At 52.5% G+C, this 24983-nt stretch carries 22 protein-coding genes; 13 read left to right on the plus strand and 9 right to left on the minus strand.

The genetic code is table 11. The features are described 5' to 3' along the window. Nucleotides 1-215: 215 nt before the first annotated feature. The 5 genes from ydcS to patD are packed head-to-tail and all read left to right on the plus strand — an operon-like array spanning nt 216 to nt 5584. A complete protein-coding gene (ydcS, locus tag SK35_RS12330) occupies nt 216-1361 on the plus strand; it encodes a putative ABC transporter substrate-binding protein YdcS (protein ID WP_008784842.1) in 1146 nt (381 codons plus the stop codon). A 16-nt stretch (nt 1362-1377) separates the two neighbouring features. Next, a complete protein-coding gene (locus SK35_RS12335; protein WP_048214151.1) occupies nt 1378-2394 on the plus strand; it encodes an ABC transporter ATP-binding protein in 1017 nt (338 codons plus the stop codon). After that, entirely contained in the window at nt 2395-3339 is a 945-nt protein-coding gene (locus SK35_RS12340) for an ABC transporter permease (RefSeq protein WP_003833133.1), read from the plus strand. Further along, on the plus strand, nt 3329-4135 hold the full coding sequence (locus tag SK35_RS12345) for an ABC transporter permease (RefSeq protein ID WP_003020204.1): 807 nt from the start codon (nt 3329-3331) through the stop codon (nt 4133-4135). The genes SK35_RS12340 and SK35_RS12345 overlap by 11 nt, the downstream gene beginning before the upstream one ends. A gap of 21 nt (nt 4136-4156) precedes the next feature. Continuing rightward, nucleotides 4157-5584: an aminobutyraldehyde dehydrogenase gene (patD, locus tag SK35_RS12350; RefSeq protein ID WP_003833127.1), complete on the plus strand. Its 1428-nt coding sequence runs from the start codon at nt 4157-4159 to the stop codon at nt 5582-5584. Between the two features lie 193 nt (nt 5585-5777). Here patD and SK35_RS12355 read toward each other — a convergent pair whose 3' ends face one another. Next, nucleotides 5778-6905 (minus strand): multidrug effflux MFS transporter, encoded by a 1128-nt coding sequence (locus SK35_RS12355; RefSeq protein ID WP_048214152.1) that lies wholly within the window; start codon nt 6903-6905, stop codon nt 5778-5780. A gap of 101 nt (nt 6906-7006) precedes the next feature. Between SK35_RS12355 and SK35_RS12360 the strand changes: the two genes are divergently transcribed. Further along, nucleotides 7007-7786, plus strand: coding sequence for an AraC family transcriptional regulator (locus SK35_RS12360; protein ID WP_048214153.1), 780 nt, complete (start codon nt 7007-7009; stop codon nt 7784-7786). A 119-nt stretch (nt 7787-7905) separates the two neighbouring features. On the opposite strand, the gene yncL is transcribed toward SK35_RS12360, so the two are convergent. Then, nucleotides 7906-8001 carry a stress response membrane protein YncL gene (gene yncL / locus SK35_RS12365; RefSeq protein ID WP_071524268.1) on the minus strand — a complete coding sequence of 32 codons (96 nt, stop codon included), beginning with the start codon at nt 7999-8001 and terminating at the stop codon, nt 7906-7908. A 192-nt stretch (nt 8002-8193) separates the two neighbouring features. On the opposite strand from yncL, the gene SK35_RS12370 reads away from it, so the two are divergent. Further along, nucleotides 8194-8367, plus strand: coding sequence for a GhoT/OrtT family toxin (locus tag SK35_RS12370; RefSeq protein ID WP_003020198.1), 174 nt, complete (start codon nt 8194-8196; stop codon nt 8365-8367). A 19-nt stretch (nt 8368-8386) separates the two neighbouring features. Here SK35_RS12370 and SK35_RS12375 read toward each other — a convergent pair whose 3' ends face one another. From SK35_RS12375 to SK35_RS12385, 3 genes are read right to left on the minus strand one after another with little or no spacing between them, the layout of a single operon-like run. Beyond that, the gene (locus SK35_RS12375) at nt 8387-10549 is read right to left on the minus strand and encodes a virulence factor SrfC family protein (RefSeq protein WP_048214154.1); all 2163 of its coding nucleotides are present in this window, start codon (nt 10547-10549) and stop codon (nt 8387-8389) included. Continuing rightward, nucleotides 10546-13527, minus strand: a complete 2982-nt coding sequence (locus SK35_RS12380; RefSeq protein ID WP_048216312.1) for a virulence factor SrfB — start codon at nt 13525-13527, stop codon at nt 10546-10548. Before SK35_RS12380 ends, SK35_RS12375 begins: the two co-directional genes overlap by 4 nt. Before the next feature lie 4 nt (nt 13528-13531). Then, nucleotides 13532-14839, minus strand: coding sequence for an SrfA family protein (locus tag SK35_RS12385; protein WP_048214155.1), 1308 nt, complete (start codon nt 14837-14839; stop codon nt 13532-13534). A gap of 282 nt (nt 14840-15121) precedes the next feature. On the opposite strand from SK35_RS12385, the gene SK35_RS12390 reads away from it, so the two are divergent. Together SK35_RS12390 and SK35_RS12395 are read left to right on the plus strand one after the other, a co-directional pair. Next, nucleotides 15122-16720 (plus strand): ABC transporter substrate-binding protein, encoded by a 1599-nt coding sequence (locus tag SK35_RS12390; protein WP_048214156.1) that lies wholly within the window; start codon nt 15122-15124, stop codon nt 16718-16720. 17 nt (nt 16721-16737) lie between these two features. Then, the gene (locus SK35_RS12395; RefSeq protein ID WP_003020183.1) at nt 16738-16971 is read left to right on the plus strand and encodes a YdcY family protein; all 234 of its coding nucleotides are present in this window, start codon (nt 16738-16740) and stop codon (nt 16969-16971) included. Nucleotides 16972-17035: 64 nt separating this feature from the next. Here the strand turns inward: SK35_RS12395 and SK35_RS12400 are convergent, their stop codons facing one another. After that, nucleotides 17036-17485, minus strand: a complete 450-nt coding sequence (locus SK35_RS12400; protein ID WP_048214157.1) for a DMT family transporter — start codon at nt 17483-17485, stop codon at nt 17036-17038. Then, complete coding sequence (locus SK35_RS12405) at nt 17482-18000, minus strand: GNAT family N-acetyltransferase (protein ID WP_048214158.1); 519 nt, start codon at nt 17998-18000, stop codon at nt 17482-17484. Before SK35_RS12405 ends, SK35_RS12400 begins: the two co-directional genes overlap by 4 nt. 37 nt (nt 18001-18037) lie before the next feature. Between SK35_RS12405 and SK35_RS12410 the strand changes: the two genes are divergently transcribed. From SK35_RS12410 to SK35_RS12425, 4 genes are all read left to right on the plus strand, one after another. Further along, on the plus strand, nt 18038-18613 hold the full coding sequence (locus SK35_RS12410) for a helix-turn-helix domain-containing protein (protein ID WP_048214159.1): 576 nt from the start codon (nt 18038-18040) through the stop codon (nt 18611-18613). Between the two features lie 58 nt (nt 18614-18671). After that, the gene (locus tag SK35_RS12415) at nt 18672-19706 is read left to right on the plus strand and encodes an NADP-dependent oxidoreductase (protein WP_048214160.1); all 1035 of its coding nucleotides are present in this window, start codon (nt 18672-18674) and stop codon (nt 19704-19706) included. Between the two features lie 252 nt (nt 19707-19958). Then, nucleotides 19959-21020, plus strand: coding sequence for a 7-bladed beta-propeller protein YncE (gene yncE / locus SK35_RS12420; RefSeq protein WP_003833093.1), 1062 nt, complete (start codon nt 19959-19961; stop codon nt 21018-21020). A 137-nt stretch (nt 21021-21157) separates the two neighbouring features. After that, the gene (locus SK35_RS12425) at nt 21158-21379 is read left to right on the plus strand and encodes a YgdI/YgdR family lipoprotein (protein WP_003020157.1); all 222 of its coding nucleotides are present in this window, start codon (nt 21158-21160) and stop codon (nt 21377-21379) included. 41 nt (nt 21380-21420) lie between these two features. On the opposite strand, the gene ansP is transcribed toward SK35_RS12425, so the two are convergent. Together ansP and SK35_RS12435 are read right to left on the minus strand one after the other, a co-directional pair. Next, the gene (gene ansP / locus SK35_RS12430; RefSeq protein ID WP_003833088.1) at nt 21421-22863 is read right to left on the minus strand and encodes an L-asparagine permease; all 1443 of its coding nucleotides are present in this window, start codon (nt 22861-22863) and stop codon (nt 21421-21423) included. 279 nt (nt 22864-23142) lie between these two features. After that, complete coding sequence (locus tag SK35_RS12435) at nt 23143-24684, minus strand: methyl-accepting chemotaxis protein (protein ID WP_048214161.1); 1542 nt, start codon at nt 24682-24684, stop codon at nt 23143-23145. Nucleotides 24685-24983 lie beyond the last annotated feature (299 nt).

Consider the following 24983-nt stretch of genomic DNA (forward strand, 5'->3'; position numbering starts at 1 on the left):
TAATACTATTGCCACCTCTGCGTCTAACTCCTTGTCTATACTCCGGAAGATTACCCCCAGGTCAGAGTCTGTAGCGTAATGAGCGTTAGCTCACAACCTGATTAAATTTCCTTGCGCCAACAGGAACGCTTACAACACCCCGACTATTTTTAGAAAAGGACATATATTTACGGCAAGGCTGCCGCTCAATATTTTTTAGACAGGAGTAAGACGTTATGAGCAAGCAGTTTGCCCTCAGTAGCCTGTGCGCACTCAGTATGACGCTGATGACTGCGCAGGCAGCCGAACCCCCCACATCATTAGATAAACCGGAAGGCCGCCTGGATATTATTGCCTGGCCGGGTTATATCGAACGTGGGCAAACCGATAAACAATATGACTGGGTCTCACAGTTTGAGAAAGATACCGGCTGCGCGGTTAATGTAAAAACGGCAGCCACATCTGATGAAATGGTCAGCCTGATGGCAAAAGGCGGCTACGACCTGGTTACCGCTTCTGGTGATGCCTCACTGCGCCTGATTATGGGAAAACGCGTTCAGCCAATTAATACCGCGCTGATCCCTAACTGGAAAACCATCGATCCACGCGTGGTAAAAGGCGAATGGTTTAACGTTGGCGGAAAAGTTTACGGCACACCGTACCAGTGGGGACCAAACCTGCTGATGTATAACACTAAAATTTTCCCAACGCCGCCGGATAGCTGGAGCGTGGTGTTTGTTGAGCAAAAACTTGAGGATGGGAAAAGCAATAAAGGGCGCGTTCAGGCCTACGATGGCCCGATCTATATTGCCGATGCCGCGTTATTCGTTAAAGCCACTCAGCCGCAGTTGGGTATTACCGATCCCTATCAGCTCACTGAAAAACAGTATCAGGCGGTGATCAAAGTCCTGAGCGATCAGCACGCGCTGATCCATCGCTATTGGCACGATACCACCGTGCAAATGAGCGATTTCAAAAACGAAGGCGTGGTAGCGTCAAGCGCCTGGCCTTATCAGGCTAACGCCTTGAAAGGCGAAGGTCAGCCAATTGCAACGGTCTTCCCAAAAGAAGGGGTTACCGGATGGGCTGATACCACCATGCTGCACAGTGAAGCGAAGCACCCGGTTTGTGCTTACAAATGGATGAACTGGTCATTAACCCCGAAAGTACAGGGCGATGTAGCGGCCTGGTTTGGTTCTCTGCCAGTGGTGCCTGAAGGTTGTAAAGCCAGCCCGTTACTGGGTGAAAAGGGTTGTGAAACCAACGGCTATAGCTACTTTGACAAAATTGCCTTCTGGAAAACGCCGATTGCCGAAGGTGGAAAATTCGTTCCTTACAGTCGCTGGACGCAGGATTACATCGCCATTATGGGCGGTCGTTAATTCCGCTGGGGGTTTTATGACGTACGCAGTGGAGTTTCATAACGTCTCGCGTTTGTATGGGGATGTTCGTGCAGTTGATGGGGTAAGTATTGCGATTAACGACGGTGAGTTTTTCTCTATGCTGGGGCCATCCGGCTCCGGCAAGACCACCTGTCTGCGCCTGATTGCCGGGTTTGAGCAACTGTCAGGCGGCGCAATTACCATTTTTGGTAAGCAGGCCAGCGAATTACCGCCCTGGGAACGGGACGTCAATACGGTATTTCAGGATTACGCGTTGTTCCCGCACATGTCGATTCTCGACAACGTCGCCTACGGGCTGATGGTCAAAGGCATCGATAAAAAACAGCGCCACGCGAAAGCACGTGAAGCGCTGGATAAGGTCGCACTCGGCTTTGTGCATGAGCGTAAACCGTCGCAGCTTTCCGGTGGGCAACGTCAGCGCGTGGCGATTGCCCGGGCACTGGTCAATGAGCCGCGCGTCCTGCTGTTGGATGAGCCGCTCGGGGCATTGGATCTTAAATTGCGTGAACAGATGCAGCTGGAACTGAAAAAATTACAGCAATCTCTTGGCATCACGTTCATTTTTGTTACTCACGATCAGGGTGAAGCCCTGTCGATGTCCGATCGTGTGGCGGTGTTTAATAACGGTCGCATTGAACAGGTAGATTCTCCGCGTGAACTGTATATGCGTCCACGTACGCCGTTTGTGGCAAGTTTCGTCGGGACGTCAAATGTCTTCGATGCGACGATGTCGGCGAACGTTTGCGGGCTACAGGGGATGTTCTCCCTGCGTCCGGAACATATTCGTTTGAATGATGCCGGGGGAGAAGTCCAGGCTCCGGGAGTTATCCAGGCGGTGCAGTACCAGGGCGCGGCGACGCGGTTTGAGCTAAAACTCGCCGGAGGGGAAAAATTGCTGGTTAGCCAGGCGAACCTGACGGGAGAAATGCTACCGTCAACGTTGTCGCCAGGTCAGCAGGTGATGGCATCCTGGTCACGCGACGTGATGGTACCGCTGGTTGAGGAGAGGTGAATGGCTATGAACGTCTTACATTCGCCTCCACAGTCGACCAACCTGAATCGGATCTCAGGTTACTTCTGGCGTAATCCGGGGCTGGGGTTGTTTTTGCTGCTCCTCGGACCGCTGATGTGGTTTGGCATCGTCTACTTTGGCTCATTACTGACGCTGTTGTGGCAAGGTTTTTATACCTTCGACGATTTCACCATGTCGGTCACACCAGACCTGACGCTGGCGAATTTGCAGGCGCTGTTTAATCCCGCTAACTACGACATCATTTTGCGCACTCTGACGATGGCGGTAGCGGTCACCATCGCCAGCGCTATTCTGGCGTTTCCGATGGCGTGGTATATGGCTCGCTATACCAGCGGCAAAATGAAGGCTTTTTTTTACATTGCCGTAATGTTGCCAATGTGGGCCAGCTACATCGTTAAAGCCTATGCGTGGACGCTGCTGTTGGCTAAAGACGGCGTGGCGCAGTGGTTTTTAACCCACCTTGGGCTGGAGCCGTTGCTGCTTTCGTTCCTGACATTGCCTGCGGTAGGCGGCAATACGCTGTCGACTTCAGGGTTAGGGCGTTTCCTGGTGTTCGTCTATATCTGGCTGCCGTTTATGATCCTGCCGGTACAGGCCGCGCTGGAGAGACTTCCGCCGTCGCTGTTACAGGCTTCTGCTGATTTGGGCGCGCGTCCGCGTCAAACCTTCCGCTATGTGGTGCTTCCATTGGCGATACCGGGTATTGCAGCGGGTTCGATCTTTACCTTCTCTCTGACGTTGGGTGACTTTATTGTGCCGCAACTGGTGGGACCGCCGGGTTATTTCATCGGCAACATGGTGTATTCGCAACAAGGGGCGATCGGCAATATGCCGATGGCGGCGGCATTTACTCTGGTGCCGATTGTGTTAATCGCACTGTATCTGGCGTTCGTGAAGCGTCTGGGAGCTTTCGATGCACTCTGAACGCGCACCCTGGCTACTCAAACTGGCGGCATGGGGCGGGGTTATTTTCCTGCACTTTCCCATCCTCATCATCGCCACCTATGCTTTTAATACTGAGGAGGCTGCTTTTAGTTTTCCACCCCAGGGATTAACGCTGAAGTGGTTTAGCGTTGCTGCGCAGCGTAGCGATATCCTGGAATCTGTGACGTTGTCACTTAAGATCGCTGCGTTGTCGACAGCTATTGCCCTTGTTCTGGGGACGCTGGCCGCGGCCGCGCTGTGGCGTAGGGATTTTTTTGGCAAAAGTGCAATATCGCTGTTGCTACTGTTGCCGATCGCGCTGCCGGGCATTATTACCGGCCTTGCGCTGTTGACGGCGTTTAAAACCATCAACCTGGAACCAGGTTTTCTCACGATCGTAGTGGGCCATGCGACGTTTTGCGTGGTGGTGGTGTTTAACAACGTTGTGGCGCGTTTTCGCCGTACCTCATGGAGTCTGGTCGAAGCGTCTATGGATCTTGGCGCCAATGGCTGGCAAACCTTTCGTTATGTCGTGCTGCCAAATCTGGCATCGGCACTTCTGGCGGGGGGGATGCTGGCGTTTGCCTTGTCGTTTGATGAAATCATCGTGACAACGTTCACCGCCGGACATGAAAGAACACTTCCTCTGTGGTTGCTCAATCAATTGGGCCGTCCACGGGATGTGCCTGTCACCAACGTTGTGGCATTGCTGGTAATGCTGGTGACAACACTGCCAATTTTAGGGGCCTGGTGGCTAACGCGTGAAGGCGACACTCTCGCCGGAAACGGTAAATAAACGACGATATGGGAAATTGCTATGCAACATCAATTACTGATTAATGGCGAGCTGGTCAACGGTGAAGGTGAAAAGCAGCCAGTCTATAACCCTGCCACTGGTGAACTCATTCTGGAGATTGCTGAGGCGTCAGCCATGCAGGTTGATGCCGCTGTACGTGCGGCAGACGCCGCGTTTGCCACCTGGGGGCAAACCACGCCGAAAGTCCGCTCTGAACTGCTGCTGAAACTGGCGGATGCTATTGCTGATAACGCGCAAACCTTCGCTGAGCTGGAATCACTTAACTGCGGTAAACCGCTGCACTGTGTTCTCAACGATGAAATTCCCGCTATTGTCGATGTTTTCCGCTTCTTTGCCGGTGCGGCGCGTACCCTGCAAGGACAGGCGGCCGGTGAATATCTGGAAGGGCATACCTCGATGATTCGCCGTGATCCGCTGGGTGTGGTGGCTTCTATTGCGCCGTGGAACTATCCGCTGATGATGGCGGCGTGGAAGCTGGCTCCAGCGTTGGCGGCGGGGAACTGCGTGGTGATTAAACCGTCAGAAATTACTCCGCTGACAGCGCTTAAATTAGCCGAATTCGCCAAAGACATTTATCCGGCTGGCGTGATTAACGTGCTGTTTGGTCGCGGTAAAACGGTGGGCGATCCGCTGACCGGTCATGAAAAAGTGCGTATGGTTTCGCTGACCGGCTCCATTGCAACCGGCGAACACATTATTCAGCACACCGCGCCGTCAATTAAGCGTACGCATATGGAACTGGGCGGAAAAGCTCCGGTGATCATTTTTGATGATGCCGATCTGGATGCAGTGGTGAGCGGCGTGCGGACCTTTGGTTATTACAACGCCGGGCAGGACTGTACCGCCGCTTGCCGAATCTATGCCCAGAAAGGCATTTATGATGCACTGGTCGAAAAACTTGGCGCCGCCGTTGCCAGCCTGAAAATCGGTCCGCCGAATGATGAATCGACCGAGCTGGGACCAGTGAGCTCGCAGGCACATCTCGATCGCGTGACTAAAGCGGTCGATGAGGCTAAAGCGTTGGGCCATATTAAGGTCATCACCGGCGGTAAAAAAGTGGATGGTTCAGGCTACTATTTTGCCCCGACGCTGCTTGCTGGGGCGAAGCAGGACGATGCCATCGTACAGCGGGAAGTTTTCGGTCCGGTGGTCAGCGTGACCGTATTTGATGATGAAGATCAGGTGCTGGCATGGGCCAACGATTCGAAATACGGCCTGGCATCCTCCGTCTGGACCCGGGATGTTGGGCGAGCGCATCGCTTTAGCGCTCGCCTGCAATATGGTTGCACCTGGGTCAATACCCATTTCACGCTGGTTAGCGAGATGCCGCACGGTGGGCAAAAACAGTCCGGCTATGGAAAGGATATGTCGGTTTATGGGCTGGAGGATTACACGGTTATTCGCCATGTTATGATCAAGCATGAGTAATATCTTAAGCGCGATCGGCGAATGGGGCACGGATAGCTAAATATTGGCATACGTGTGTCTATACTATTCGCGCCACTGGCCTCGTCGCCATCGGACGGCGGTAAGTTGGAAATATCCGCGAGGTCAGGCTAATTGATACAACAAAGCCCCAGCATATAGCCGGGGCTTTGTGCTTTCAGGATCGCCATCGGGTTTATCTGCGGCCCAGGCTGCAAAGCCAGGCGAGTAGGGCACAGACGCTCAGAACCAGCCCCAGTTGCTGCACCATGCCTGCTAAACCCAGCATCATCCCAAGTAACAGGTAATAGCTTAATCCGAACAAAGCACCGGCGGCCCCGACCTGTTCACGGTAGTGACGCAGCGCCTGACTCAGCACATTGGGAATGGCGATACCATAGGCAATCACCACGCCGAACACCGGAATCAGGATCCACGCGGAGTGCTGTAAACACCATGCGACGAGACCTGACAACACTGCCAGCACACAGGCATAACGTACCAGTCGCTCCGGCGTCAGACCTGTCGTTAACAGTCTTCGGTTCAGCAGGCTACCTGACAGAGAAGCAAACGCAAGTAGCAACCCCGTCCAGCCAAAGGCTCTGGAGCTCCATCCTAATTGCCCAAAAAGAAACGGTGCCAGGCTGTAATAGCTAAACAGCATGGTGTTCAGCAGGGCAACCAGCATGGCGTTTTTCCGCAACTCACTGTCCCGCATCATGCGGGAAAATAGCGCGGCAAGCTTCGGGCTGAGCGTATGTTCGGGCCGGGTTTCTGGCAGCATGGTCGCTGTCAGTATTAGCAGTAGCAACGCCAACAGCACAAGGGCAACAAAGACACCGGTATGGCCGTACAGACTCACTAACCAACCTCCGCTTAGCAGGCCAAAAACCGGACTCAATGCCAGCGCGGCCCCCATCACGGAAAAGACGCGCGATAGCGCAGTTGATTCATAACTGTCCCTTAGCATGGTCTGTACCACGACCGACCCCGCAGCCGCACCGACGGCGGAGATCATCCGTGCCAGCAGCAAAACGCTGAAGTCGGTGGCAACAACGGCCAATGCGCAACCTGTTCCATAGCAGATAAGCCCTGCCAACATCGCCCAACGTCGTCCGATGCAGTCACTTAGCCAACCCCATATCGCTACGCCGACGGCAAAGGCAACAAAATAAACGGAGAGTGTTTGAGCCGCGCGCTCACTGCTTACGTGAAAAGAGGTAGCGATACCCGGCAATGCCGGGCTGTAAATGGTTTCCACCAGTTGTGGAAACATAATCAGTAGCGTAAGAAGCCACAGCGATGGGCGACGAAGTGTGTTCATAGCAATATCCAGAGAGACAGAAAACAGGCGGGCATTATTGCTGAAAGGGATATGTCGTATTACCATTATCAGGACTTTAAATATCAAATATCAGACAGATAATGAAAATTGCCCCTGATGATGCTTTTGATGCGGATAGCTTTGATAAACCGGTAATCGGTATTGCTGCCGATATGGGGGTACATGATTCCGGGCGGCACAGTCATCTTCGTCATCAGCTACTTTTTTCGGCAGCGGGAAGTATTACGATTGAGCTGGAGCAGGCCCTGTGTCTGCTACCGCCACGTCGTGCGGTTTGGATCCCGGCAGGCACGGTACATCGTGCCATAATGCGTGGTGTGATGGCTTATCGCTCTTTGTACTTTTCTACCGCATTGCCGTTATCTGAGTTACCGCTGCAGATAGTCGAAGTTAATCCGCTGTTTTTTGAAGTGATAGAACGTATGGCCTTCTGGCCATGGGAAATGCCTGCCGCACAGCAGTCCAGCCTCATTACCGTTTTTTGTGAGGAAATGCGTGCCGCCCGCACTGAAAACTGGACATTGCAGTATCCCTCAGATCCGCGGCTTAACGTGTGGCTCAAGGGATTACGCATGGGGGAATTGCCACCACGACTGAATCAATTGTCCCGACAGGTTGGGGCATGCGAGAGGACGATCAGCCGAATATTTATCAGGGATACCGGGATGAATTATCAGGACTGGCGGCAGCAATTTAGGCTGTTAAAAGCCATGGAGATGTTGGCTGACGGAGGCCATATCAGCCAGGTCGCGCAATATCTGGAGTTTGTCAGCGACAGTGCTTTTATTGCGTTCTTCCATCAACATACCGGCACAACACCTGGCCGATATTCGGGCAATATAATGCCGCAGAAGGATTAGGGGTATTACATATTAAGGATAATTTACCCAGTAATAGCAGAGTGGGAAGATCGTTTACTGATGGCAGAGAGAAGATCCTCTCTGCCAGCGGACGCTGCAATTAATCAAGAAGAGTTACATCAAGCAAACCAGCCGAACCTTGCGGATATCAGACTGAAAAGTCCTACAGCAGCAAATATATTTATCAGCACCACAGTTTTACTGGAAACATTCATTTTTGCCACCTTTCGTTTTAACCCTTATGGGTATAGTACGGCTTATAACTATCCGCAATAGTACGAATTCTGAACATAATGAAAATGGGTTGTTTTACAGCCGTTTTTCTTAAATTAATTAATAAAACTTGATGTGAGTCATGAAAAAGAGCATATTGCGCGCGATTTTCCCTTCTGGCCAGGATGCCTTAAATGTCCCTATACCAAAAAATGTTGGTTTTTTATGCGGTGATGGCCGTCATCACGGCAATCATCACCTGGTTTCTTTCCCGCGATAAAAAGCGGATCCGCTTTCTTAGCGCGGTATTAGTCGGGGCGACCTGGCCGATGAGTTTTCCCGTTGCGCTGATGTTTTCTCTTTTCTGATGACGGCGTATTCGCCGTTTCAGGAGAAAAGCAGGGCATTTAATCGTTTTTTGTCGGTTTCAGAGACATCCTGTGGGTGCTGATATCCCGCATTCTCATTCGCACGGGTGTACAAGGCAACCAGCCAGTCGTAAACGTAACGGCTTGCACCATGCGAGGGTTGTTCATCCAGCTTCGTCAGGCGTAACATCGGCGATTGCTTCGGCGCGCTAAAAATAGCCGATCCTTTTTGGATCCTGCTGGCAGGGCGCTGTTCCTCAGCAACGTCGGCAAATCCAAGCCAGGTAATAAAATCACCAATATCGGCGTGTAACTGCGCGGCACAGAAATTTTCGCGCTGCATAATGCGCTGTAAGCGTTGTGGCATCTCCAGGCGATAGCTGGTGGTGACGAGAATGTCGGCAACCTGCCTTAACGTACGGGGATCGAGTCGTAAACGGCGGGCATTATTTTCATCGCGACACCACTGGCGCACGTGGTTAATCCACATTTTGTGTGCCTGATATCCGGTCTCCTGACTTTCCGGCGAGTGTAGTGTGTCACGCACCTCGGCAAACAGGTCAATCTCTTCATTAAATAAACCGCTTACCTGCTCCTCGCGAGGTTGCTGAATACGCAGCAGCGACTCAAAAATGCGCATCGGCGGGAGCAAACCATCCAGCAGTTCGCCATGTTTTGCCGCTTGCGCCTGTAACTGGCGGATCACCGACTCGTGGCTATCCGATTCAGCTTGAGCGGGATTAATCCAGCTTTTCAGAGTTTCGCGGATGCGCTGTTGATGCTGCTCGCGTAGAGAAGTCAACCTGGCCTGGCGCTGCTGTGGTGAGGTTGCCTGAGTCAGCCATTCGACAAGACGTTGTAAGCTATGTTTATCCAGCGCCTGCAACGTACCCCAATGCAGCCCGGGCTTGCCCATTAATTGCTGCACGGATTCATCAAGGTTTTGCTGGGTACTAAAACGCGCATCCTGCGGGGTAATGGCCCAAACCACGCCCGGTAATGCGGCATCATGAACAGGTTGGGTATCGTTGACCCAGCCCAACAGCTTGCGGGTGATGGCGGGCGTCTGGGCGCGGGCAGAGACCGCGTTGCAGATTAAGAGCACATCCGGTTGCAGGTGCTGGCGATAATGTTCCAGCATCCAGCCTAATTTTGCCTGCCACAGTGGATGAGGATGAGCATCCGGGGCGAGGGGGATATCGAGCAGATCGACATTCTCCAGCACCGCGTCTTCAACCGTCAGGACCAGCTCGCGCGTGAGCAGCGCCAGTGACGACAAAGAAAGGCTGACCGCATTGAGCAACTGATGATTGTCAATGGGATGAACCACCACATCGCTTTGCGCCTCATTATTGCCGGTCAATGCCACCTGGGTCAGGAAACTTTCGGCCGGTAAACCAAAATGATCAACCAGCAGGCTCAGCGGGGCCGCTAATTCTTGCGCGTGTCCGGTTTGTTGCAACGTGTGCGCCAGCGCCAGCCACTGCTGCGTCAGCTCTGGTTGTTCTCCCCACAGTAACGCCCAGGCGTTTGCCCGGGTAGTCAGATCCAGTGCGGGCAGCAACGTGGCAAACTGATACCATAGTGCATCGTCAATTTGCTGCTGGTTTGCCGGTACGCAGGAGCGCCAGAAACGACCAATTGCCGCAACATCATGTGCGGTAATCCCCGGCACCGGGTGACGCTGACGCAGCGTTTGCCATTTTTCCAGGCGCGCCTCAATAATCGATTTCTCGACCTGTCGGTTGTCCGGGAGCGCGCTGAACTGGGCGATAAATAGCTGTACCAGTTCGGCTTCACTGAGTAACCGCAGACGCAACGGCCATTCGCTATCATGCGGATTTTCATCGCGCGTAAAACGGATCGCCATATTGGTTGGTGCATGGCCCGGATTAATATGCGAGAAATAATCAAAGCTGCGATCCGGGGTAACAATATTCACTTTGCCAGTGGCATTGCAGCACAATGCCGCCAGCAGATGTGCTTTTGCCGATTGTGAGTGTCCGTATAACCCTATACATCCTTGCGATGAAAAGGTCGTCTTCAGCGCAGATTCACTCACTGCGGCTAGCGTAAGCTGTGCCAGCAGGGCATCCGCTTCATCATCAAGACGCACCGCACGTTGACGGGTATCAGCGACCCACTCGATGGCGGTCTGCGCGGTATTTAACATCTTACTCATTTCAGGTACACGCTCCCGCTATCAATCCAGTAATGGCTTCCGCTATGGCGACGGTCTGCCAGCGTATTCAGTTTTAACGTTAAGGCATTGGCGGCAACGGGGGTGCCGTCCTGTAACCAGGCATCACTCAGGATGAAGAATTCCGGGCCACTTTCTTTGCTGCCGCCGCGTAGCTGCAGCCGAACATTCAACACGCCATCTCCGGCGATAGTTTTTGCCAGTTCGGCAGAGTTTATGCTGAGCGTATACAGCGGCGTGGCAGGCCAGCGGCTGTTTGCCAGTTGCCGGAATCCTAACGTCACGTTGCCACGTAACGGGAAATGCAACCGGGCATCCAGTTTCGCCCCGGGTTTATCCAGATCAATATCGTGATACCAGATGTTCTCATCACGCAGGGTATTGACCGTATTATCCAGCACACCGAGGAAGCGTACGGTCGAGTAAGCGCCGATATCGGCAGCTTTAAAGTTAAAACGTGGCAAACGCAAATCCAGCGCCAGGCTGCACAGCATAGCGCCTACAGCAGCGGTGGATTTAGGGTTACCAATCCGCCCCTGTTGGCTGAACGGATACCACTCATGCACGCGGTAGTTATCCATCCAGATCATACGGTTAACCGGAACAGGTTGCAGATGGCGGATCAACGCCTGTACACCCGGTAAACAGGCGGGCCTGCCGGTCACTAATAAGATATCGCAGCGATAATGTGAAATGGCCTCACAAACCGCGTGCAGCGGGGAAGTCAGGGTAAATTGCCCCGCCAATAGTGCTTCTTGTAACTGCCTGAACTGTACCTGTAACGGCACGCTCAGAACATCAAACGCTGGCGACTCTGCTGGCAACGCATGGTCGATAGCCTGTTGGATGTAGTTCATCACGTTGCGCGTGGGTTGTTGACTCAGGAGTTCGCCAAAGGTGGCATGTAGCCCGGCGACCGGATCGTTAATATCGCTTTGTTCCCAGGCAGAGAGGACCGCATGACCAAGCGGCATAAAGAGCTGCAACGCCGTTTGTTGACGTAAAATCGCCTGGGTATCAATGCGCCCGGAATCGCCAAACAGCGTGGCCAGCAATGCGGCGGCGTCGGTCACGCCAGCCTGTTGTAAGCGGGTTTGCAGCGCAGGCAACACGCAGCGCTGAATCACGTCCAGCAGCATGTCATCGCCCGCAACTTTAAAACCTTCACGGAACAGCAGATGCGGGGTAATTTTGACATTCGCGCCAACGCCGTCATCAAGCTGGTAATGAACGACAGCCATATCCGTTGTCCCGCCGCCAATATCGATCGATGCCACGCGCAGTGCTCGACCTTTAGTCTCACCAGGCTCCGGCAAACGGTCCGGGCGGGCAAGGGCGTTAAAGAACGATTCGGTGTGGCCATCGTAGTGTGAGATAGCCTCGTTATACAGCCACACCAGTTGCCCGCAGCTGGCTTCATCCCATTCCATCTGAATTTCAGGTACGGGAACCACACTCTTTTCCTGCTGCTTACGGGTGGTGAAGTCTTCATCCTGCGGGTGCCAGCCCATCGCTTTCCAGACCAGGGCAATAGCTTCAAACATGCGCAGGCGGAAAATCTCGCGCTCCTGTTTGGGCATCGCCGACGGTAGGGTCAGGATCAGCGTCCGCAACTGACGAGGAGACGCCGGGAATCCGAGGCGCAAACGCGTCGCTACGCTGTTAATTTGCCCCAGCGCCTGGGCCAGTATTTCGCACAGCATATGTGTCATCAGCGTGCTGCGGCTGTATTGTGGTGAGAACACTGGCAGACGATCGTCCTGCGGCAGGCTGAACAGCGGTTGCCCGTCATCGTTCATCAGGTTCATCAGCGGGAAGGCGGTAGCCAGCGGTTCGCGCTGGGTTTTGCCATTCATCTGGCTAAAGCGCCAGTCATGTAACACCGGCGTTTCATCCCACAGATAGCGGCGCGGGCTTGAGATCCCACTGTTGCCCTCGGTGCCCATACGCTGCATCGCCAGCTTACGGGCTTCATCACCCACACGCACAATCGACGGCCAGATAAAGGCGTCATCACGTCCGCTCTCAACGGAAAAGTGCTGCTTACCAAAGCGCGCTTCGGAAAACTCCAGCCGACTGGTGAATAGCGGATCGTTGAGGAACTGTGGCTCGCTTAACGAACGGACCTGCAATTCAGCGGTCTGACGCAGCCCGTCATTGGCATCCCCGTGATCTTCAATCAGGACACCACAGGTATGGGTATTACCGATATCCAAAATAAGATCGACGGGAATGGCGGGTGTGCTAAGGGTGTGCGTAACCAGTTTCACTTCCGGGACGGAAAGCTGCTCACCTAACAGGGTCAGCACATTCAGCCAGTGCGCCTGGTATTCAAAGTTACGCAGCGCCTGCTGGATCTCTTGTTCTGAGCGGTTCTCATGTTGGGTGACATGGTGCATAAAAGATTCGCGCAACCAGCCGTCAATCCAGGTCTGGTCAAGGAAATCAGCAATTTCGTTGTCATGCCAGGCCAGCGCAAACCGTGTACCGTTAAGCAGATCATTTTCGTTGGGGGTTAACGCCGCAGGGGCATTTTCCGTAAGTTGGCTGTCCAGCGCTACGGTAACACGGTGGGTGTTGCCCGCGCTGTCCGGCTGCGGCAGCTTTCGCACCTGCACGCGTGCCCAGTTATCCGGACCTTCAACAAACGTACGCGGCGGGTTAAAGCGCAAAAACGGCAGCGGCAGCCAGACGCCGTCGAGCACGTCCAGCGAATAGTGCAGCGTCTGAGTACTTTCCGGCTTCACCACTTCGGGTTGCGCGCCGGTGCTGCCCGGTAGGGTATAGCGTCCTGACGTCAGATCGAAGTCTAGTCTCAGTAGCGGACCGTTTGCCGTTTTGCGCACAAAGCGTCCGTGGTGCGCAGATTCCTGCGGCGTGAGGCCGAAATCCAGGAATTGCACACCGCTATTGGCGATGAGCGTCACGCTCTGTTTGTAATCACACAGATTCACCAACATAAAATCAGGCACCTATCTTTTTGATCGTCAGAGGGATTTCCGCGTGATCGTCATAACGCGCGGTACAGGCGGCGACGTCATTGGTTCCCGCTTTACAGGTAATTTCAGGCATCGGATAACGTGAACCGTCGGTACAACGGGCATTGCCGCGACTCTTAATCATTAATTCACCCGACTGGTGCAAACCAGAGAAAATCTCGGCACGACAAACAATATTGTCACCATGAACCACGCGCGCAGTGCCTTTATTGGCCTGAATCTGATAGCGCAGCGACGGCGCTTTGCCGCTCACCGGATCTTTAACATCGACCATGACGCGCCAGTTACCGTTGAGAAAACGCGTCGTTCCTGCCTTCATCTGGTTGGCATCCATCACCAGCGCATCTTTTGGAATTGCGGCGATCACCACCGGTCCTTCGACAGGTTTCTCTTTCTTCGCAGTTGGGGTCACTTCAGCACGATGCAGGGGCAGTGCAGATGTCAGTGCTGGCAGCGGTGCCATATCAACCTTAGCGACTTCAATAGCGGCTACTGCGGGTACGGGCTGGGTGGTCTGTTGCTTCCACAGCAGCGGCCCAACGATGGCTGCAATAATCACTGCGGCAACGGGGAGGCTCCACAGCGGCAGGCGGCGTATGGGCTTCTCCTGTACCGGCGACGCAGTGACTTCAGGTTCGTTAACAATAACCGGGGGTTGAGGTTCAGGTTCAGCCGGTTTTGGCTGATCAACGACCGGCGTCAGTAAGGGGACATCGGCCTCGGCAAAGGTAATTTCCGGTGCGATTTCTTCTTCCTGTTCTGGCTCTGCTACGGTAACCACAGGAGGAACATCGGCAATGCGCAGGCAGTCGAGCACATCGGCGCGGGAATTTTCATTCAGATTGACGAAGCCCCAGAACGTAATAACGGGTTTGCCATCAACCAGAAACACGTGATTTTCACCGGGAAATTGGATGGCTTTTTCAAGCAGCGAGCCAAACAGCTGTAGGGAGGTTTTCCCCGATTGCAGACTTTTACGGCTCAGGGACTCCGCATTTTCCAGCGTGCTCCCCAGATAGCGCAGCGCACGAAAACGTGCTTCTTCATCAGCGGCTTTCCACGCCACGGCTTTCCCTTCTATCGGGGAATACCAGTCAACCCGATCGCCGTTGTCGTTAATTTGTGGGATCGCCAGACAATCCACCATCGCCTGCTGTTTACGCAGACGAAGCGTTTCACGAATTTGCAATGCTGAATCAAACACGGCCTGACCACCGCCGCCCACGGCCTGATAGTCATCCAAATTGCCGCTGCGCAAGAGAGTTTTTGCCACGTTGTTACCCCTTAGACTTCTTCACGTATCTACTTTACGTTTTATAAAAACGAGCAAACGGCGAAAGAGAGGCAAAAAGGGGCTAATTTTCATGGCATAGAGTGCCGGGAAAAATCTTGACGTTTTGAAAAAGACTTAAGGGAAATTAATTCGCTTGGAGTGATGAATTATTCAGCGAAATACACCGGATTAGAATAACCTGATAGTGATTTGTTATTGGTCAGTTTTTGTCAGCTATGCTCTGATATCCCTGTTAATAATAAAATAAGAAGGCTTATAACCATGATTGCAAGGAAAACGTTACTCGCGCTGGCTCTCAGCGCTGTCTTACCGTCAGGCGCTGCGTTCGCGGCCAATACTGACACCATCATCTATTGCTCTGAAGCATCTCCGGAGTCATTTAACCCGCAAATCGCCAGTTCAGGTCCTTCATTTGTGGCCAGTTCACAGGTGCTCTACAACCGACTCATTAACTTTGATCCGGTAAAAAATACCCCGATACCGTCTTTGGCAACAGACTGGACGATTTCTCCGGACGGTAAGACTTATACGTTTACCCTGCGTCAGGGCGTGAAATTCAACAGTAATAAATTCTTTAATCCGACTCGCGACTTCAACGCAGATGACGTGATTTTCTCGGTATTACGGCAGAAAGATGCTGATCATCCGTATCACAAGGTTTCTCAGGGAAGCTACGAATACTTTAACGATGTTGGTCTGGATAAACTGATTAAAGAAGTGAAGAAGGTCGATGATTATCACGTTCAGTTTGTCCTCAATGAACCTAATGCCGCGTTTCTTGCCGACTGGGGTATGGATTTTGCCTCCATCCTTTCTGCGGAATATGCCGACGCGATGCTGAAAAAAGGCACCCCGGAAAACGTCGATAACTGGCCGATTGGCACCGGGCCTTACGTGTTGCAACAGTACAAGCAGGACTCGCAAATCCGCTATCTTGCCAACCCTAACTACTGGGATGGCGCCGTTCCAACGAAGCACCTGATCTTCTCAATCACGCCAAACGTCCAGACGCGGCTGGCAAAACTGCAAACCAATGAGTGCCAGATAATCCCGGCGCCAGCCCCCGTACAGTTTGACGAGATTAAAAAGAATAAAGATTTGACGCTGCATTCGGTTGAAGCGCTGAACGTCGGATATCTGGCGTTTAATACCGAGAAAAAACCGTTTGATAACGTACTGGTGCGTCAGGCGCTAAACTACGCGACTGATAAAAAGGCCATTATTAACGCCGTCTTTTTAGGTTCCGGTACGGTGGCAAAATCGCCGATTCCGCCGAATATGATGGGCTTCAATAAAGATCTGCAGGATTACGCTTACGACCCGCAAAAGGCAAAAGATCTGCTGAAGCAGGCGGGGCTGGAAAACGGCTTTGAAGCGACGCTGTGGTCAATGCCGGTTCAGCGCCCTTACAACCCAAACTCCCGACGGATTGCTGAGATGATCCAGAGCGACTGGGCAAAGGTGGGCGTGAAGGCGAAAATTGTGTCGTACGAGTGGGGGGAATATCTCTCCGGAATGCGTAAAGGTGAGCATGACACCGCGTTGTTTGGCTGGATGTCAGACAACGGCGATCCGGATAACTTCGCCGATGTGCTGCTGGGCTGCGACAGCATAAAAACCGGATCTAACGCCGCGCGCTGGTGCGATAAAGAGTATAATTCGTTGGTTCAAAAGGCGAAGCTGGTGAGTAAACCGGAAGAGCGCGCCGCGCTTTACCAGCAATCGCAAGAGATTTTCTACCAGCAGGTTCCGTGGATAGCTCTGGCAAACGGTAAAACGTTCTACGCTACGCGCAGCAACGTCAGCGGATACAGCGTCAGCCTGATGGGCAGTGATTTTTCAAAAGCAAAATTAAATTAATGAGTTAAGGAGAGGTTATGTCGCATCTGGATGAGGTCAGCGCACGTGTTGATGCCGCCATTGAAGAGAGCGTCATTACGCATATGAATGAATTGCTGATTGAGCTCAGCGATGATGTCGCGTTGAGCCGGGAAGACCGCTATACCCAGCAACAGCGTTTGCGTACGGCTATCGCACATCATGGCCGTCAGCATAAAGAAGATATGGAAGCCCGTCGCGAACAGTTGACCAAAGGCGGCACAATCCTCTGATATTTCCCTTATCCGACCTACAGGCACGTTCTGTAGGTCTGATAAGCGAAGCGCCATCAGGCAATTAAAATGGACGTCTCGCCACCAGCCACGCCCCGATGACCAACAGCACCGCGCCACAGACCGGGCCTACCAACGCCCGCAGCGGCACGCCGTGACTACGTAGAATATCCAGCACCAGTCCGCCGATTAACTGGCTAGCCACCAGCACCGCGATAGTGGTAGCGGCCCCCACATTTTGGTACCCACTGATACTGGCAAAAACAAAGAACGATCCAAGCAATCCGGGGATGAGCGTCCACCAGCGCACGCTGGAAACCAGTTCTCCAAATCCCGCAGCTCCTTGCTTAAACCACAGTATGCTGACAAACAGCACAATCCCGACCAGCGAGTTAAGCAACATGGCGATTAGGATCGTCGAGGACGTCTGGGTGATGCGTACCATCAAGGTATTTTGCACCACCAGACCAATACCTGCGGCAATCAGAAAGGAGAGGGTCAGCGTCTGGTTCATCTACAGGCATCCGGATCGCGGCGATCGTCTAGCTGTAACTGCATGAAGGTCAGATCCAGCCAACGGCCAAACTTGGTGCCAACCTGCGGCATTTGCGCGGTGGTTTTAAAACCCAGCAAGCTGTGCAGATGCAGTGATGCCTGATTCTGAGACTCAATACCTGCCACCATCACATGCTTGCCGCATGCGCGGGCTTCGTCTATCAGTCTGCTGAGCAGTGCCCGTCCTAGCCCTTTTCCCTGATGTTCAGGATGAACATACACCGAATGTTCAACGGTATGACGGAAGCCATCAAAGTTACGCCAGTCGCCAAAGGAGGCGTATCCTGTAACAACGCCATTCTCTTCACTCACCAGCACCGGATACCCCATCAATTGGCGGGCTTCATACCAGGAAATACGGTTTTCGGCATCGACCGTTTGATCGTTCCAGATAGCCGCCGTATGCAGTACCGCATGGTTGTAGATTTCTGCAATGGCGGCGCAGTCTTCTTTGCTGGCAAATCGAATTGACATGTTGAACCTCAGGGCTTGTTCACTATAGTATTACAATATGAATACTATTGAAGACAGCATAAATCAACGGATCAGTGCAAGAATTCGCATCGAGCGGGAATCTCGCGGTTGGTCACTCACGGAACTTGCCGAGCGCGCGGGTGTGTCGCGGGCCATGATCCATAAAATAGAACGCGGCGAGAGTAGTCCAACGGCTACGCTGCTGGGCAGGCTTTCCGGCGCGTTTGGCATTAGCATGTCTACCCTGATTGCGCGGGCTGAAATGCAAGAGGGCAAGCTGCTGCGATTCGTCGATCAGCCTGTTTGGCACGATCCACAAAGTCACTATCTGCGCCGCCATGTTTCACCGCGCAGCGATCTGCCTATCGATCTGGTGCAGATCGAATTACCCGCCGGGAGTGATATCCCGATGCCAGCCTCTTCCTATGTGCAGGCCAGACAACTTATCTGGTTACAGCAGGGAGAATTAGTCTTTGTCGAAGGGGACGTACGCCATGAAATGCAGGCAGGTGATTGCCTGGAACTTGGCCCGCCGAATGACTGTCGGTTTATCAATGAAGCCGCGCAACCCTGCGTTTACCTGGTTGTGCGGTTAAATCACGTCGTCAGCTAATTAGCAGGAACGGGCTGCTACTATTGATGGATTCATGCCAAAAGCAGAGGAGCACATCATGGGTCAACAGACTAATCGTAACCGTCGTTGGGTACTGGCTTCCCGCCCACATGGCGCGCCAGTCCCAGAGAACTTCCGTCTTGAAGAAGATGAAGTCGCAACACCGGGCGAAGGCCAGATGTTGTTGCGCACCGTTTATCTTTCCCTTGATCCCTACATGCGTGGCCGCATGAGCGATGAGCCATCTTACTCACCACCAGTAGAGATTGGTGGTGTTATGGTGGGGGGTACCGTAAGTCGCGTGGTGTCATCCCACCATCCGGACTACCAGCCAGGCGAATGGGTATTGAGCTACAGCGGTTGGCAGGACTATGACATCTCCGACGGTAACGGGCTGGTGAAGCTTGGCGATCATCCCGAGCATCCTTCCTGGGCGCTGGGAGTTATGGGTATGCCGGGGTTTACCGCTTATATGGGCCTGCTGGATATCGGTCAGCCAAAAGCCGGGGAAACGCTGGTGGTAGCTGCCGCAACCGGGCCGGTTGGCGCAACGGTCGGGCAGATCGGTAAGCTTAAGGGTTGTCGGGTGATAGGTGTGGCGGGTGGGGCAGAGAAATGCCGACATGCCACCGAGGTCTTGGGTTTTGATGTCTGTCTCGATCACCACGCACAAGATTTTGCGCAACAACTGGCAAAAGCCTGCCCGCAGGGTATTGATATTTATTACGAAAACGTCGGTGGAAAAGTATTTGATGCCGTTCTGCCATTGCTCAATACCTCAGCGCGGATTCCGCTTTGTGGCCTGGTCAGCGGTTATAACGCAACGTCGCTTCCGGCCGGACCTGACAGATTACCGCTGTTAATGGCAACGCTGCTGAAAAAGCGTATCCGCATGCAGGGTTTTATCATTGGTCAGGATTATGGACACCGTATTCATGAGTTTCAGCGGGAGATGGGGCGCTGGGTTAAAGAGGGCAAAATCCACTACCGCGAGCAGGTGACCGACGGTCTGGAAAATGCGCCACAAACCTTTATCGGTCTGCTGACCGGCAAAAACTTCGGCAAGGTAGTGATTCGTCTTGCTGAGGATTGATGCGTAAAGGTGGAAGACGGTGAATGCCTGTAACCAGGCCTGCTTCGTACAAAATGTAGGCCTGGTAAAATACCAATGTCGTTATCTGGTATTCATGGAGAAAATAAGAAGGTTACTACCCGAAAGCGAATAAACACTCCACATTGAGATAAATAATGATTACTATTCTCATTCTTAAAAAGGCAGAACCATGATTTTGCTCATTGAAGCTATGTGAAGCAGTAACAAACGAATTTATCAAAGGGAGTCGTCATGTCTTTACGTCATCTGTTTTCGCCGCGTCTGCGTGGTTCTTTACTGTTAGGTTCACTGCTCGTTGCATCATCTTTTACTACGCAGGCTGCAGAAGAACTGCTGCGCAAAGCCGTCGGCAAAGGCGCCTATGAAATGGCGTACAGCCAGCAAGAGAACGCGCTGTGGCTGGCGACCTCACAGAGCCGCAAACTGGATACCGGCGGGGTGGTTTATCGTCTTGACCCGGTCACCCTCGAAGTGACCCAGGTGATTCATAACGATCTCAAACCATTTGGTGCCACCATCAACAACGCCACGCAAACGCTGTGGTTCGGCAACACGGTAAACAGCGCGGTTACGGCGATGGATGCCAAAACCGGTGCGGTGAAAGGACGTCTGGTGCTGGATGCGCGTAAACGTTCTGAAGACGTTCGCCCGCTGCAGCCGCGTGAGCTGGTCGCCGATGATGCCACCAACACGGTATACATTAGCGGTATTGGTAAAGAGAGCGTGATTTGGGTGGTGGACGGTGAAACGATCAAGCTGAAGGACACCATCCAGAATACCGGCAAAATGAGCACCGCTCTGGCTGTCGACAGCAAGGCTAAACGCCTGTACACCGCCAATGCCGACGGTGAATTCATTACCATTGACACCGCCACTAACAAAATTCTCAGCCGCAAAAAACTGCTGGATGACGGGAAAGAGCATTTCTTTATCAACCTGAGCCTGGACACAGCGGGCAACCGCGCCTTTGTCACCGACTCTAAAGCGGCGGAAGTGCTGGTAATCGATACCCGTAATGGCAATGTACTGGCAAAAGTAGCCGCGCCGGAATCCCTGGCCGTGTTGTTCAACCCAACGCGTAATGAAGCCTACGTGACTCATCGCCAGGCCGGTAAAGTGAGTGTGATCGACGCGAAAAGCTATAAAGTCGTCAAAACATTCGAGACCCCAACGTTCCCGAATAGCCTGGCGCTCTCCGCCGATGGTAAAACCCTGTACGTCAGCGTGAAACAGAAATCTACCCGCGAGCAGGAAGCCACTCAGCCGGACGATGTTATTCGTATTGCGCTATAAAACATCCGGAGGGGGAAACCCCTCCTGTCATTTCTCTAAACCCCACGATACGCCTCGTTACACCCCGCCAGTAGCCCGAGCCACTTCAGGGACTTACACTACGCCCTCAACGGCTAACTGAATAACACGGGAATACCATGAAAAAGCCATTTATCTGTCTTTGTGCAGGCGTAATGCTCTTTACCCTTGCAGGATGCACCACCGATTACGTCATGACGACCAAAAGTGGACAAACCATCACCACCCAGGGTAAGCCAAAACTGGATAAAGATACGGGAATGACCAGCTATACCGATCAGGATGGAAATGCGCGGGAAATTAACAGCAATGATGTAGCGCAGTTGATTGAAGCGAACTAAAAATGAAGGCCTGAAGGGTTAACCAGTCAGGCCTTCAGCCATTACGGCGCGGTGCGGTGGATTTCCGCGACGCGTTTACGCACGCCGAACCAGCCTGCAACCAGCAGGATGGCAATCAACGGTAATGACGCGATGGTGTAGGTGCCGTTTGGATAGTCAAACGCCATCAGCACCAGCACGCTCAGCAGGAACAGTAGGGTTAGCCATGAGGTAAACGGAGCGCCCGGCAGTTTAAAGCTGACGTCTGCCGTTTTACCTTCTTTTATGGCCCGGCGCAGACGCATCTGACAGACCATGATAAATCCCCACGATGCAATAATGCCCAACGACGCGAAGTTCAACACGATCTCAAACACCTGCGACGGTACCAGATAGTTCAGAAATACCCCAACAACATACACCACCAGCGTGGCGAGGATCCCCGCCCAGGGTACTTGTTGACGGCTCATTTTAGCCATGAATTTAGGCGCCGATCCGCCCATCGACATGGAACGTAAAATACGCCCGGTGCAATACAACCCAGAGTTAAGGCTGGAAAGCGCCGCGGTTAGCACCACAATATTCATGATACTGCCGATATACGGCACGCCCAGTTTGGAGAAGAAGGTAACAAACGGGCTTTGCCCCGCCTGATAGGCATTCCACGGCAGTAACAGAACCAGCAGCACGACAGAACCCACATAGAACAGACCAATACGCCAGATAACGCTATTGATCGCTTTTGGCACCATGGTTTGCGGATCTTTGCATTCTCCAGCAGCGGTACCCACCAGTTCAATGGAGGCAAACGCAAAAACTACCCCCTGAACCAGTACCAGCGCCGGCAGCAGACCATGTGGGAAGAATCCACCGTTGTCGGTGATCAGGTGAAAACCGGTGGCGTTACCATCCAGCGGCTTTCCAGTACCTAAAAAGACGGTACCCACCACCAGGAAAATCACAATCGCCAGCACTTTGACCAGCGCAAACCAAAACTCCATCTCCGCGAACCACTTCACGCCGATCATGTTCATGGTGCCAACAATGGCCAGCGCGCCGAGGGCGAACACCCACTGCGGTACATCACCAAATGCGCCCCAGTAATGCATATACAGCGCCACCGCGGTGATATCGACAATGCCGGTCATCGCCCAGTTGATGAAGTACATCCAGCCAGCCACATAGGCGGCTTTCTCACCTAAAAATTCGCGAGCGTAGGAGACAAAGCTGCCGCTGGAAGGGCGATGTAAAACCAGTTCACCAAGCGCACGCAGTATAAAGAACGAAAAAATACCGCACACCAGATAGACCAGCGCCAAAGCAGGACCCGCCATTTGCAAGCGTGCGCCAGCCCCTAAAAACAACCCGGTACCAATTGCGCCGCCAATGGCGATCATTTGTACCTGTCGATTACCCATCGCTTTGTGATACCCCTCTTCGTGGGCATTCAACCAGCGTCGTTTCGCCGCATGTTGTTCCGCGGCTTGCGTGTTGTTTGTGTTCATTACTTTTCCTGTTGACCTGACAAAAATACAAAATCCTTTTTGCCGCACCAGTTGCGGCGAAAACAGCGTTACCCTTCATTGTGTTACGGGGAAAACTGCCGGCCGAGCATCCTACATTCAATTGTTCGGTTCCGCAAAGCCCCGATAACAAGAATTCAGCATTTTTGTACAGCCAGCACTGGCGCGGTGTGGCCTCGATTCAGCCAATAAAAGAGAAGGGCGTAAATACGTGGAGAGGTGTGCGCTTATCGAGACATTCACCCGATAAGCGCTGTAAGGTTATGCTGATACGCCAAAGACCTGAACGGCCTGCTGTAAGCGCGATGAACGTTGAGTCAGATCGGCGGTAGCATCGGTGACACGCTCCACCATCTCAGCGTTATTGTGTGTCATGGTGCCAACGCGTGAAATCGAATCGTTAATCAGATCCAGCGCCTGGGTTTGCTCACGCGTCGCCAGACTAATATCTTTGATCATCATCGACATCTGCAGGACATCGCCAATCATCCCAGTGAGATGCGTTTCCGTTTGCTCCACCATTTTGACGCCGCTGTTAACGTTAGCGACATTCTTCTCAATCAGCTGTTTGATCTCTTTTGCTGCCGACGCCGAGTGCTGCGCCAGATTACGGACCTCTGCCGCCACAACGGCAAAACCACGCCCGGACTCCCCGGCTCGCGCGGCCTCAACCGCGGCATTGAGCGCCAGAATATTAGTCTGAAAAGCAATGCTGTCGATAACGCCGATGATGTCGACTATCTGCCCGTTGTCACGCGATATCGCCTGCATCATGGCGATAGTTTGTTTCATAATATCGCCGCCTTCTGCCGCATTGGCGCTGGTTTTATCGGCCATGGTCATAGTATGAGCCGCAGTCTCAGCAGTTTGCTGTACCGCGCTACCAATTTCTTCAATGGCGGCAGCGGTTTGTTGCAGGTCGGCGGAGGTTTCTTCTGAACGCTTGTGCAGCGCCGTACCTTCTTTTGATACCCGCTGACTGATGGCGCGAATACCGGATATTTGCGTACTGACATCATCGACCAGGGAATTCAGATTAAGCCCGGACTGATTAACCAGACGCATCAGCATTCCGATCTCATCCACCCGATTTAAATGACAGTTATCAGGTTTTCTCCCGGATACCACTTTCTTCATTTGCGTCAGTAGCGTATTAACTGGCTGACAAATTTGATACTTAAGGTAAATAGCAAGCATCAGAAATAAGAACAATAACCCTCCCGCCTGAATAAATGGATTAACAGGAGTGAAGAGAAATAGCACAGAGAGCAGGGCGATTACCCCTAAAGAATAATTGACGCGCTGGCTAATGCTCAGCCATTTAAACATTGATGCCCATGACAATATTCCGCGACGAATGAAAATACCTTTAAAAAGACGAAACCCTTTAAGCTGCTGATTATTAATTTTTTGATATAAGCTTTCGCTTTGAGTTATTTCATCGCGCGAAGGAACGGTACGCACCGAGATGTAGCCGGTGAGTTTTTCATTGTGCCAGACCGGCGTAACGTTGGCGCGAACCCAGTAATGGTCGCCATTTTGTCGACGGTTTTTCACCATCCCCGTCCAGCTGTCTCCCTGCTGTATCGTGTACCACATATCGGCGAACGCCGCGGGAGGCATATCGGGATGGCGAATAATATTATGTGGTTCGCCCATTAACTGCTGTTCGTTAAATCCGCTGGCATCAATAAACGCGGAGTTGGCGTAGGTAATATGACTTTCTTTATCCGTCGTAGAAAGCAGCGTCGCTTTATCGTTAAGTGCGTGCTCAATTTGTGTAACGGGCATGTTACTTTTCATAGAGGTCCCATGGTGCTATGTATAATCCATACAAAAATCCCCGCAATAAAATCGGGGGATATTAAAATCTGTTTTAAACCGTTTTAATAAGAAACGTTGCATTCTCTACTAATCATCAATTCTGTGGAAGTAGTTAAAATAAAAATTTCTATGTACATCATTCATCCTGTGTCATAAAAGTGAAACAATTAATACAAGCGTATAACGTGACAAGTCGTTTAAACTGACTTAACGTAAATCGCGTTAAAAAACCTTTTCGTAAAAAGAAAACTGGCATCAAATGATTTTGATGTTATTAC

Origin of the sequence: Citrobacter sp. MGH105 (assembly GCF_001037485.2) — a bacterium.
GTDB lineage: Bacteria > Pseudomonadota > Gammaproteobacteria > Enterobacterales > Enterobacteriaceae > Citrobacter > Citrobacter portucalensis.

What these genes read in the sequence shown, in the direction of transcription:
- SK35_RS12410 (WP_048214159.1), top strand. Translation starts at nt 18,038, where the DNA reads ATGAATACTATTGAAGACAGCATAAATCAACGGATCAGTGCAAGAATT.
- SK35_RS12360 (WP_048214153.1), top strand. Translation starts at nt 7,007, where the DNA reads ATGAAAATTGCCCCTGATGATGCTTTTGATGCGGATAGCTTTGATAAA.
- SK35_RS12375 (WP_048214154.1), bottom strand. Translation starts at nt 10,549, where the DNA reads ATGAGTAAGATGTTAAATACCGCGCAGACCGCCATCGAGTGGGTCGCT.
- yncE (WP_003833093.1), top strand. Translation starts at nt 19,959, where the DNA reads ATGTCTTTACGTCATCTGTTTTCGCCGCGTCTGCGTGGTTCTTTACTG.
- SK35_RS12345 (WP_003020204.1), top strand. Translation starts at nt 3,329, where the DNA reads ATGCACTCTGAACGCGCACCCTGGCTACTCAAACTGGCGGCATGGGGC.
- ydcS (WP_008784842.1), top strand. Translation starts at nt 216, where the DNA reads ATGAGCAAGCAGTTTGCCCTCAGTAGCCTGTGCGCACTCAGTATGACG.
- SK35_RS12380 (WP_048216312.1), bottom strand. Translation starts at nt 13,527, where the DNA reads ATGTTGGTGAATCTGTGTGATTACAAACAGAGCGTGACGCTCATCGCC.
- SK35_RS12425 (WP_003020157.1), top strand. Translation starts at nt 21,158, where the DNA reads ATGAAAAAGCCATTTATCTGTCTTTGTGCAGGCGTAATGCTCTTTACC.
- yncL (WP_071524268.1), bottom strand. Translation starts at nt 8,001, where the DNA reads ATGAATGTTTCCAGTAAAACTGTGGTGCTGATAAATATATTTGCTGCT.
- SK35_RS12435 (WP_048214161.1), bottom strand. Translation starts at nt 24,684, where the DNA reads ATGAAAAGTAACATGCCCGTTACACAAATTGAGCACGCACTTAACGAT.
- SK35_RS12355 (WP_048214152.1), bottom strand. Translation starts at nt 6,905, where the DNA reads ATGAACACACTTCGTCGCCCATCGCTGTGGCTTCTTACGCTACTGATT.
- SK35_RS12415 (WP_048214160.1), top strand. Translation starts at nt 18,672, where the DNA reads ATGGGTCAACAGACTAATCGTAACCGTCGTTGGGTACTGGCTTCCCGC.
- ansP (WP_003833088.1), bottom strand. Translation starts at nt 22,863, where the DNA reads ATGAACACAAACAACACGCAAGCCGCGGAACAACATGCGGCGAAACGA.
- SK35_RS12340 (WP_003833133.1), top strand. Translation starts at nt 2,395, where the DNA reads ATGGCTATGAACGTCTTACATTCGCCTCCACAGTCGACCAACCTGAAT.
- SK35_RS12390 (WP_048214156.1), top strand. Translation starts at nt 15,122, where the DNA reads ATGATTGCAAGGAAAACGTTACTCGCGCTGGCTCTCAGCGCTGTCTTA.
- SK35_RS12335 (WP_048214151.1), top strand. Translation starts at nt 1,378, where the DNA reads ATGACGTACGCAGTGGAGTTTCATAACGTCTCGCGTTTGTATGGGGAT.
- SK35_RS12395 (WP_003020183.1), top strand. Translation starts at nt 16,738, where the DNA reads ATGTCGCATCTGGATGAGGTCAGCGCACGTGTTGATGCCGCCATTGAA.
- patD (WP_003833127.1), top strand. Translation starts at nt 4,157, where the DNA reads ATGCAACATCAATTACTGATTAATGGCGAGCTGGTCAACGGTGAAGGT.
- SK35_RS12405 (WP_048214158.1), bottom strand. Translation starts at nt 18,000, where the DNA reads ATGTCAATTCGATTTGCCAGCAAAGAAGACTGCGCCGCCATTGCAGAA.
- SK35_RS12370 (WP_003020198.1), top strand. Translation starts at nt 8,194, where the DNA reads ATGTCCCTATACCAAAAAATGTTGGTTTTTTATGCGGTGATGGCCGTC.
- SK35_RS12400 (WP_048214157.1), bottom strand. Translation starts at nt 17,485, where the DNA reads ATGAACCAGACGCTGACCCTCTCCTTTCTGATTGCCGCAGGTATTGGT.